Annotated in this window: 1 protein-coding gene; it reads right to left on the bottom strand. The window is 43.8% G+C overall.

Annotation, left to right across the window (positions count from 1 at the left end):
- Nucleotides 1-210: pneumococcal-type histidine triad protein (locus ADH54_RS12335; protein ID WP_049523758.1), on the bottom strand; the 210-nt coding region annotated here is incomplete at both ends.

Genomic DNA, 210 nt, shown 5'->3' with positions numbered 1-210 from the left:
ATGATTGCCGTGCGGTACAACAAAAGCATCTCCTGTATCTTCAATCACATCTGTCGGACTAAATACATAGCCATCATCCGTTGTATAAGCGCCTCCAGTTCCTCGATTCGGTGCTGGCGTATTGAGATTAAAGTTTGGTTTAATCGGTGAACTTGGTTTATCTGTACTGCTTGGTTTCGGATTATCGGTATGACTTTGAACTGGCTGACC

The sequence above is a fragment of the Streptococcus pseudopneumoniae genome (assembly GCF_001072315.1).
GTDB lineage: Bacteria > Bacillota > Bacilli > Lactobacillales > Streptococcaceae > Streptococcus > Streptococcus pseudopneumoniae_R.
The sequence above is the reverse complement of the archived record's forward strand: the minus strand, read 5'-3'. Positions and strand labels throughout refer to the sequence as shown.